Origin of the sequence: Komagataeibacter nataicola (genome assembly GCF_003207795.1) — a bacterium.
Lineage (GTDB): Bacteria > Pseudomonadota > Alphaproteobacteria > Acetobacterales > Acetobacteraceae > Komagataeibacter > Komagataeibacter nataicola.
In genome coordinates this window covers 1-9,451 of sequence record NZ_NIRT01000056.1, presented here as the reverse complement: position 1 = coordinate 9,451, position 9,451 = coordinate 1, and the positions used below count along the sequence as shown (strand labels likewise).

Here is a 9,451-nt window from a genome sequence, read left to right as displayed (position 1 = left end):
GCAGGTAGTACCGCGTCCCTATCTCTTAAATCGCTCATGCTTCATAGCTGAACCAGACCAGAAGTATTCAGCAAGGCGTCAGTCGCCGGGAGCTTACGAATGAACGCCTCAGCGCCTCAGAGATGGCGTTCCAAAGCCTGAATTTTTCGATCATGGGATATTCTTTTTGAATCTTGCCGCTTGGTATGAAATGAGTATCCCGTAATGACCTGATGATGCGGTCGGCATCCATATCCGGCATTTCAACAAGTTCCTTGAGTGCCTGCCGGGCATTATGGTGCGACCGGAGATATATGGCTTCCTCTTTCATGTGGTGCTTGATGGTCATCTCTAGTGCTGTGCTGAGATAGATAACGTGGGGGGCGAAATTGATATAGCGCCAGGCCGGTTTCGCCAGGTCAGGATTCGAGAAGTCGAGATTGGATTTTATCCCATCAGGATAGGTCTTCATGTCACGATCGAAAGAGACATGATCCGTGATCTGTCGCATTAGGGGTTTTGAAACCCTGTCCAGAATCTGGTCGTAGTTTCGCCTGCTCGTCGGGTCTCCAATGATGGTAGCTGAGATGGGAAGGATGATCTGGTCGGGGATGGCGCCGTCCCGCCTGAGAACGTCGTTTATCAGGAACCGGTGTACACGGCCGTTCCCGTCAGAAAGAGGATGGATGTAGACGAACCCGAAGGCTGCCACGGCGCTACGCATGACAGGAGACTGTCCTTCCGTCCTGTCGAGGAAAATTTTTAATCCTCCAAGCATATCCGCTACGTCTTGTGCGGGAGGCGCGAGGTAATGAACAACATTCTCGTACCTCATCGTGTATTCTCCAACGAATACCGGTGACAGCCGCAAGCCAAAATGCTCGGTTATTGTGACGTCACCGAGGATGTTGCGTTGCAAGTCGGCAAGGTCAGTATCTGTCAGGGGGACTGCCCCATGCCCTGTCCTCGTGGCGAGTACGTGGCTGAAGCGCTGGATCCGGTCAAGTTGGTGCGCCTCACCTTCAATGGTGAAACTTGCCTTGCTTTCACGATTTGTCAGCCACACTGCGGCCCGGGCAAGCATGCTCTCGCCGAATTCCTGCACCAGTTCACCGTAACCGGCAGATACGTCCATCTCCGAAGCCGTCTTGAGTTGACTGGATAGCGGGATAAAGGGACAAAAAAAGGGATTCCCGGGCATGTTGTCACGGACGCGCCATCGGCTGACGTTGCTCATCCTGTCTGGAGACGCGGTTACCTGAAAAGATGCATCCAGGGCGGGAACGTAGTTGCCGCCGAGGTCGACTGGCGGCACGAGCGTTTGTCCGGTGACGAATTCATAGAGAAACGATGCCCGTCTGGCATATTGTCCGGTCGGTGCATTGTTTATCCACTCCTGGACAAAACCTGGTCCGATCTTCGCAAAGATGCGCGCCAGCAACTCCAGGCTGGTGGGTTCGTGTCGCAGATGAAACTGCAGATGCGCGGCTGCCGTGTCGGCCGGACGCATGTTTTCAGGATATGTCTCGATGCTGTATAAATTATGATGACTGCTCGACCGGCGACTTCCAAGCTGGCTTTTGACAGCCAGTCCGCCGAATGGCTCTGCATCATATTTCAGTGCGAGCCACATGCCGCCGATCGGGTCTGCCATTGGAATTAAATTCCTGCTGAATTGTCCAAAACCGTTTATTGATGCTTAAAATCGCATATAAACGGTGTCTTGTGTAAAAAAATATATATGGACAGCCGTGGCCACGCGTAGGCTTTCGTCACGTCGCCTTTGTGATCAATAATTCCCATTCGCTGAAGCGCCGCATGATCAGCCTGTTTGCTTCTGGTGTCCGATGATATGGTCCGGCAGGGTTCGGTTGCGTTGACAAAATCTGGAGCCCGACCAAGCCGGATGAAAGGCATTATCTGGCGTGATCAGCTCAGCGTCGCTCCTTTTCTGGTGGGCGGAAAGGCTGGAATCCGGCTTTCCGTTGTTGCATCCCATGACCACCATCCGCCTCTGCCGAAAGTCATGTTGTAGTAGTTTTCCTTCTCGGCTCGTCTGGCAGTGTAGGCCTCGTCCGTACGGCCGAAAACTTCCATTGGATATCCGGCACTTCGCGCAGTGTCCTGCAGGATGAAGTCGGGGAAAACGAGATCCCGTTCCGCGTCGAAACGTAGTGGTTTTTCGAATGCGCGTCCCGCTGTCACGAGGGGATCGGCCACCGCCAGTTCATGGCTGCTTTCGAAAGGAAGCATGCTGCGAGAGACGGTCATCAGGGCACCGGTCCTGACTTCCGCCTGGATCCAGCCCCTCCACCGGCTATTGGGCGTTCCGATGTTTCGTGCCGCCACATAGAGCAGCGCTACAACATGTGCCTGCCGCGCCGCTTCGGGCAGGGCGAGCGTGGCTGCCGCCAGTTGGTGCGACCGGGCAAGACGGTTCCTCTCGGCCGCAGGCACTGTCAGAAAGCAGCGGTAACCGTTGCGCTGGCCGCTCAGGGCCATGGTGAAATTGCCCCTTGGATCTGGTTCCAGAGCCTCCATGAACCCGATCAGGAACAGATGGTTTTCCTGTCCTTCTGTCCTGACAATGGCATGGAAACGCCGTCCGAATTTTTCATGCCCTGGGGCAACAGGGCATAGAAGATCGGAGATCAGTCTGCCCTGCGCCCGGATCCGGGTTCCGGCAGAGGCGATCCGGCCCAGGGCAACCGTCGGTGTGCGGTGTCTGGCAAATTGTGGCCGCCATTCGGTCAGCCCCGCCCGTTCCCACAGGAGATGGGGCAGCCCGAGAGGCGTCATTCGGCGCTGTCGCGCCTGTCCGGCCCGATCTGAAGCAGGCAGCGGCGTGTCATCGACTGGCCGGGGTGGTCCCTTGCGGCGCAGGCCGATCGACAGGGTCACAGCGACATCCCCATCCTCACCCTCGCGAATTACGCCATTTACATAGCTGGCGCGCCCACTTTTTTCTGGATCAGGCTTGTAGAACGCGCATGTCTTTTCGTGCAGCGGCCCTTCATTTGGCCAGACGGCGAGGTGAAAACTGTGACTGTCCGCCCGGTAACGGATCTGTAGAGGCAGTGCGGCCCCGCGATGCTGGCACAGGCATCGCGCCTTGTCAGAACGCTCCGCGCTCCGGCTCTCGTTATATTTTGCCTTCAGGCGGCGTTCCCAGCGCTCCGGGTCACTCCGGCGCCATTCGAGCTGGAACCTTTCCCCGCCGGGAAGGATGATGATCGTGCCCGTCATGCCGAGGTTTTTTCGCGCAATATCCTGATCTGGGCGAGGATTTCCTTCTCGGTCATCCCGGTGCTGGCAGCGCCCTCCTTCGGTGCGCCTTTTGTCATCGCGTCCCTGACACCCAATATAAGCAGTGCCTGACGCCGGGCTACACCTGGTTGCCGGTCTACGCGGCGTTCAATGGCCTCCAGGCGTCCAAGCAGGTGACCGTCGATGGGAGGTATGGTGCGGGGCGGTGTCCGAAAACCGGGTTTCGGGGTGGAGGCAGCATCACGCAGCATATAGGAAAATGGGGTCAGCATGTCTGTTCCGGCTGCGTGTTCAGTCCCTTCATCGTCACTGGCGGTCGCAACCCGGCGTGGTGTGGCGGCGACTGCTGCACCAATCTGTGCAAAATTGCGCAGGATGTCTTTAGAACCTGAACCGAGGCGGTCGACTGCTTCCTGGAGTGCGCGAACATCCGGCTCGTCGTGTACCGTGGTCAGTTCAGACTGAAACAGGCCGCCTTCGATCGTCGCGAGGAGGGCGAGCAACTGCTGGTCCGGGGGGACCCGATTCAGGTCCAGCGGCGCTGCAAGCATGACCGGCTGGGCCATGCGGATTGCGCCTGACCGCCCATTGACGGCGGCAAAGAACGTCTTCGAATGGACAATGCGACCGGCGTACATCGTTATGGCCTCGCCCTCGATGAGCGACTGAAGGTCTGCCCAGGGGATACGGGCGACTTCCCGGACTTCGGCGCCCCGTCCTTCCCGGTAACTTCCCGCAGAGTTGCCTTCAAAATGCGTGGCCTGACTGACCTCGATCCGATCGGACTGCTTTTCGATCCACTCGCGCGTGCGCATGGCATCCTGCAGACGCATGGCGTGGGTGAGGTTGGCATTGCCGAGCAGGGTAAAGGCTTTGTCGCCGATGCGTGTCGTGAGACCCGGAAGATCCTGAAATCCCAGCCAGAACATGCAGTTCAGACCGCGTCCCATGGCCAGCTGTCGGTCCATGCCGTCCGTGACGTAGGCGGAGAGTTCGTCGTAGAAGAAATGGAACGGCGCGTCGCCGCTGCCCGCCTTGAGCTTGAAGACCTGCTCGGCGGGGCCGTCAAGGCGGGCGCCAAGAAGCTGGGCCATGACGCCGCGACCGGCAGCGACCACGATCTTGCCCAGTCCGGCCAGCGTATCCGAGGAATTCTCCAGCGCTGGCAGCGTGACAACGAGAATGCGGCGGTTCAGCACCACATCGCGCATGTCGATGTCAGGGATCTGGGCCCGGAAGATGTGTCCGAGACTGACGCCAAGCTGTGTGAAAACCCGGGTGAAATACATCTTGGCGTAACCATGTTGCTCGCTCGGTCTGTTTTCTTTCTGCTCATTCCACGCCAGAGAGGAATCATACCCCGGCAGTTCGCCCAGATAGGCCTGGGCTGGATAGAGGATATCGTCGGGAATTTCGGGAACGCTGATCTCAATGGGGTGATCGGAGCCGGGATTGCGGATCAGGAATACGCGATGCCGGGCCAGCGTGCCGATCCAGCGCAGTTCCATGGCGTAGCGCATGGTCTCGATGTTGATCGGCACGCCGTGCGTGTCGCGCATCCAGGTCAGGACCGGGGCGATCGTGCCGGCAAGACCGACGGCACGATCCCGAAAGACGCCGTTGGCGTCGTTGCTGGAAGGCTCGCCAAGCTGGCTGACCAGCATTTCACGGATGGCGTCGGCATTGCCTGTCGCAAACGGATTAAACGTATTGGACTGGCGGATGCCGCTTGCGGTCAGAAAATTGAGATTGAGCACCTGGTCGTCCAGCCCGAAGCGGCGGGCAAGCGCCAGCACATCGCCGTGGACCGTGTTGTCTCCCTTGCCGTCGATCAGGATGAACCCGGATCCATGCGCAAGAGGATTGGCGAGCAGGGAGATGGCGGATGTCGTTTTGCCCGCGCCGGTTGTGCCTGGCACGGCGGCGTGCTGGCGTCCCGCGTCGGATGAAAGCCAGAGTTGCTGGCCGGTTAGCCCGTCTGTTCCGAGATATATGATGCCTGCTGCCATCCGCGGCCGACGGGTTTTGGGGTCAAGATCGTGTCTGTCCTTCAGGCCGGAATACCTGGGCAGATGAAAAGGCAGCACCGGATGGCGGGTCATGACCCAGAGCATCAGGCAGAGGGCGAGCGGAAAGGTGATTCCGATGATCGCGGGAGCCAGCACGCCGAGCCCTGCCAGAATCACGAGGATGAACCCGGAACTGCCGGATTGCAGCTCTTCGGCGATCCGGACCGTGAAGGGACGCGTGTCGCGATAGGTAGAGCCGTGTTTCAGTTGCTGGTGGACCTGCGGTCCGCCGATCTCGCGCTTCACCATGCCTCAGTCTTCCAGCCCAAAAGGAGATTTTCCCGTGTCGATCGTAGGCGCCACGGGAGCGGTTGGTGCCGTGGGGGAGACCGGCGCCGTCGGCGCTGTCTGCGCGCCACCTGGGGGGTGCGGATAAGTGACGACAGGCCGCTGCGTCATGATGCGTCGTGCGGCATCGATTTCCGCGCTCGCCGGGTGACCGTCGGGATTGCCGACCACATTTCCATCGACCGGCATGCGCGCGCCCGGCACATAGGTTGAGCGGACCCCTGGCGCGCCTTCGTCCGTCATGGGCGCGCCGGAGAGTGGGGGTAGAATTGCAGGCGGCCGTAGTATGCCACTGGGCCCCGTGTCGGGAACGGCGCGGTCGGAAACCATGGCCTGACGTGTGCCGATGATCAGGATGGCGGCCAGCCCTCCGGCGATGAGCGCGGGCAATGCTTTTTTCAGGCGCCCGCGCCGTGCCGCTGTCGCTTCTGGTAAAGTGGCTGCTGCATCACTCGTCTCCGCCTGCCCGAAATCAGATCCAAGATGGAAATGGAGCGGCTGTAAACCTGTCCCGTCGAGTTCAATGGTGATGGGCGCCCGGCCATCAGCGTGGAGGATGATACGGGTCATGGGAAGATCCTTGTGCTTCGGGCATCGGACGCAGGATGGCGAGTGCGTTCTCAACCGCAGGGATGTAGATCGGACGCTGGTAGCGCCGCTCTTCGCTCCAGTGCGCACGCGCGCCGGCGGCCTCGATGCGGGGATTGGGATGAAGGTCTTCGGCCGGGATTTCAGCAGGAAAGCCGAGTGAGTGCAGCGCGTACCACAATGATCGGTCGATCAGCTTCACGATGGCGAATGAGGAGGGTGCCAGTACGCCCGCCTGACGCCGGGCCTCGTGCAGCAGGGTCATGAGCGCGGTCACGCTCCACCCGCTGCGCTCGCAGAGCGTATCGATACAGTTTGTGATTTCCTTGTCCTGCAGGGCAGAGCGGGCGCTTCGTACAACGGACTCTGGCACCGTGAGTGGCGCCAGCGGACCATGCGGACCATCAAGGCCGGCGTCGGCCAGGCCGGCAGAGAGTTCACCAAGCAGGGCGAGGGCGTCCCGACGCCTCTGGAGGTAGTGCATCGCAAAGGCAACGAGAAGCACCTGTTCGACAGGGGATGCGGCGTGGATGCTGGACCAGTGGCGGCCCAACTGGCGCGTGAACGCCTCGAGCGCGCCGGTTTCACTGTAGCGGCCCTGTGCATCGACAGCGAAGCGCGCGCCCCATTCGGCACGTGTCAGAGCCGGGTCCGCGGGCAGGGGAGTACCATCCGTAGGCGTTACAAGCCTGTCCAGTCGGCGTCGGACGAAGCCTTTCAGTGTCGGAAACATTTCTGCCTGCACTGCGATCAGACCTTCCAGATCGAGCGCTTTTGCAAAACGGCCGGGGGCAGCACGCCACATGCATAACCCGCCCATGAGGGCAATCACGATGGCCACCGGCCATTTCAGGGCATTGCCCAGGATCGTAAGGCCATAATAAAGCTGGATCGCCCGCACCAGATCCGGTCGATATTGCGCGGCCTGCAACTGGAAGCGCAGGCGCATCAGGTCGGGATTAGACGTATGCAGCAGGTTGATCTGCCCCAGCATGGCCCGCAGATAGAAGGCCGTGATCTGCGTATGCCACAGGCTCCAGGCCATGTAGCTGAACAGCAGGACCCCGACGATGATAATGATCGAAGAAAAGAGCAGATAGTCATCGCTGGATGACCATGGGACGCGGCTCGTGCTCATGAGCGATCGTCCCTGCGGTTTCTGGCCATCATCGTGAGGGCGATGTCGTAGAAACGCCGGAGATAGGCGTTGCCATGGCGTGGGGTATGAGAGTGATAGAATGCCACGGCCTGCCAGAGGTCGCCGTGTGCTTCGTGCATCGCCTGACCGAGGATCCAGGCGCCTGCCTCGATATTGGCGCACGAACTGTCGCGCAGCGCCGCATATGTTTGCGCGGGCGTGCTATGCCATCGCCTCGCGATGCGATCGACCCATGTCGTGTTGACCTGCATCGGCCCGAGATCCGCCGTGCCGTTACTGTTCGGGCTGACCATTCCGGGACGACCTGCCTCGACATAGAGGAGGACGAGCAGCACGCCACGGGGCACACCGGAGATTTTTGCCGAAGCCTCCAGACACGCTGCAATCTGGCGGCCATTTTCTTCGATGCTCGCGGCGCGGGCGGTCGTGCTGGCGACAAAAAAGGGAAACGCCCCGAGTGCCGCCAGAGCGAGGCGGGGGATCATGTCGCCCCCTGCAAGGTCGGCGCGACATCGGCAATCCGACCATGGGCTTCGCCCCAGAAGTCGATCAGATGATTGAGGACCAGCGCGTCGTCCATCTCCGCAAGCCTCATCGTGACATCGATCAGACATAACATCACGACCGTAAATGAACCGGCGCGCACCTTGCGGACGGCATAGCCGAGCGCGCTGTCGGGCGTCCTGCTGACATCAAGGGCAAAGCCCGTCCCTGTCAGTTCCAGCCACAGGGCTTCGGCACTGATCAGGAAAATGGGCAGATAGGCTTCAGGGTGTGCCGCGTCAGCCGGTGATACGACCACCCGTTTTCCGGTGCCACGGTCCAGCAGTTCAATCGGCTTGCCGATTTTGGCCAGAAGCCGTGTCTGCGCCGCACTGATCGCCGCCAGGTCGATCGCGCTCATGAGAACCGCCTCCTTTGCCATGTCGGCAGGGCGGTGCGGATCGGCCCGATGAGGAAGCGTCGCATGGAGCGTATCGCGGCCGGCAGCGTCAGCCCGAAAAACGAGATCGTGCCGAAAAACACCACGCCGAAGACCCCGATCAGCAGGGTGGTGAGGCTCCAGTGTGTCACGGAGATGAGAATGGGAAAACAGCTGCGGGCATCGAGAATGAAAACCCGGACAGGATAGGCCGTTGCACGCCACATCACGCGTCTCTCCTTTCTTCCGCCAGAGCGGTGTCTTCGGTGATCAGATCGGCATCAAGCAGTTTGCGGATGGCCTTTCCGAAAGACTGGCCCTGCGCCTCGACCGCGTCGGCCACGACGTCCGGCCAGTCTGTTGGCTCGGTCCGGGTCAGCTTGCGGCGCAGATCACGATCGAAGGTGAGGAATTCGCGGATCGCAACACGCCCGCCGCCCTTGCGGGGCACAAGGCGCTGGTTGATGCAGAACCGGAGCGCCTGAGCGAGGGCCGAGACGAGGTTGTCACGTTCCGAGGGCGGACAGAGCGCGATCGCGCGCTGGATCATGAGGGAGACGCTGTCTGCATGCAGCGTCGTGCCCAGGATACCGCCCATCATGGCGATATTGATGGCTGCATTCATGGTCTCGCCGTCCCGACATTCCGTGATGATGCCATCGCTCATCTCGCGGCGTGTCAGGCTGCGGGTGAACGTGGGAAAAGTCAGGATAGGAGGGCGGATCTCCGTCTGGCTGATCCGCGAGCCTGAAGGCGGTCGCAGGTCGTCCAGCAGGAACTCGATGGGCTCCTCGCCAGTTGCCATGTCGCAATACACGGTCGGGTCCATGAGTTTTTCGATGGCAAGCCCGAATTGCAACGTGGTCTTTCCGGAACCGGTTGCCCCACCAAACAGGACCATGCCGCTTTTGAGCCTGTTCGTGTCCCGGATTTCCTGTTCGACCATCTGCTGGTCAAGGCTTGCGGGACGCGCGGGGATCGGACGCATGACGATGTGGACGCCGCTGCCCCGCTTGACCGAAATGGGTGAAAGATTGATCCGGAAACGCAGATTGACCTTGCGGTCCAGTGCCACGCTGTAGCAGCCTGTCGGGTTGGGCATTTTGCGGCTGATAACGCCGAGGCTGACCCGGCTTATGCTGCCTGAAGCCGTGCCATTCTTTTGCAGTTGTATGCGAG

At 60.3% G+C, this 9,451-nt stretch carries 9 protein-coding genes; all 9 read right to left on the bottom strand.

The annotated features are described in order from the left end of the window. Positions 1-67: 67 nt before the first annotated feature. Positions 68-1,633, bottom strand: a complete 1,566-nt coding sequence (locus CDI09_RS16685) for a Fic family protein (protein WP_078524622.1) — start codon at positions 1,631-1,633, stop codon at positions 68-70. Positions 1,634-1,908: 275 nt separating this feature from the next. After that, the gene (locus CDI09_RS16675) at positions 1,909-3,225 is read right to left on the bottom strand and encodes a DUF1173 family protein (protein WP_078524621.1); all 1,317 of its coding nucleotides are present in this window, start codon (positions 3,223-3,225) and stop codon (positions 1,909-1,911) included. Beyond that, positions 3,222-5,564: a type IV secretory system conjugative DNA transfer family protein gene (locus CDI09_RS16670; protein ID WP_078524620.1), complete on the bottom strand. Its 2,343-nt coding sequence runs from the start codon at positions 5,562-5,564 to the stop codon at positions 3,222-3,224. Before CDI09_RS16670 ends, CDI09_RS16675 begins: the two co-directional genes overlap by 4 nt. A 3-nt stretch (positions 5,565-5,567) precedes the next feature. After that, positions 5,568-6,173 (bottom strand): hypothetical protein, encoded by a 606-nt coding sequence (locus CDI09_RS16665; RefSeq protein ID WP_078524619.1) that lies wholly within the window; start codon positions 6,171-6,173, stop codon positions 5,568-5,570. Beyond that, the gene (locus CDI09_RS16660) at positions 6,148-7,329 is read right to left on the bottom strand and encodes a secretion/conjugation apparatus DotM-related subunit (protein WP_078524618.1); all 1,182 of its coding nucleotides are present in this window, start codon (positions 7,327-7,329) and stop codon (positions 6,148-6,150) included. Before CDI09_RS16660 ends, CDI09_RS16665 begins: the two co-directional genes overlap by 26 nt. Further along, the gene (locus tag CDI09_RS16655) at positions 7,326-7,835 is read right to left on the bottom strand and encodes a lytic transglycosylase domain-containing protein (RefSeq protein WP_078524617.1); all 510 of its coding nucleotides are present in this window, start codon (positions 7,833-7,835) and stop codon (positions 7,326-7,328) included. The genes CDI09_RS16660 and CDI09_RS16655 overlap by 4 nt, the downstream gene beginning before the upstream one ends. Next, complete coding sequence (locus CDI09_RS16650) at positions 7,832-8,254, bottom strand: hypothetical protein (RefSeq protein WP_078524616.1); 423 nt, start codon at positions 8,252-8,254, stop codon at positions 7,832-7,834. The genes CDI09_RS16655 and CDI09_RS16650 overlap by 4 nt, the downstream gene beginning before the upstream one ends. Then, positions 8,251-8,499, bottom strand: a complete 249-nt coding sequence (icmT, locus tag CDI09_RS16645; protein ID WP_078524615.1) for an IcmT/TraK family protein — start codon at positions 8,497-8,499, stop codon at positions 8,251-8,253. The genes CDI09_RS16650 and icmT overlap by 4 nt, the downstream gene beginning before the upstream one ends. Further along, on the bottom strand, positions 8,499-9,451 hold a 953-nt coding region (locus tag CDI09_RS16640), incomplete at its 5' end, for an ATPase, T2SS/T4P/T4SS family (RefSeq protein WP_249034054.1). The genes CDI09_RS16640 and icmT, both read right to left, overlap by 1 nt.

What these genes read in the sequence shown, in the direction of transcription:
- CDI09_RS16655 (WP_078524617.1), bottom strand. Translation starts at nt 7,835, where the DNA reads ATGATCCCCCGCCTCGCTCTGGCGGCACTCGGGGCGTTTCCCTTTTTT.
- CDI09_RS16675 (WP_078524621.1), bottom strand. Translation starts at nt 3,225, where the DNA reads ATGACGGGCACGATCATCATCCTTCCCGGCGGGGAAAGGTTCCAGCTC.
- CDI09_RS16670 (WP_078524620.1), bottom strand. Translation starts at nt 5,564, where the DNA reads ATGGTGAAGCGCGAGATCGGCGGACCGCAGGTCCACCAGCAACTGAAA.
- CDI09_RS16685 (WP_078524622.1), bottom strand. Translation starts at nt 1,633, where the DNA reads ATGGCAGACCCGATCGGCGGCATGTGGCTCGCACTGAAATATGATGCA.
- CDI09_RS16660 (WP_078524618.1), bottom strand. Translation starts at nt 7,329, where the DNA reads ATGAGCACGAGCCGCGTCCCATGGTCATCCAGCGATGACTATCTGCTC.
- icmT (WP_078524615.1), bottom strand. Translation starts at nt 8,499, where the DNA reads ATGTGGCGTGCAACGGCCTATCCTGTCCGGGTTTTCATTCTCGATGCC.
- CDI09_RS16650 (WP_078524616.1), bottom strand. Translation starts at nt 8,254, where the DNA reads ATGAGCGCGATCGACCTGGCGGCGATCAGTGCGGCGCAGACACGGCTT.
- CDI09_RS16665 (WP_078524619.1), bottom strand. Translation starts at nt 6,173, where the DNA reads ATGACCCGTATCATCCTCCACGCTGATGGCCGGGCGCCCATCACCATT.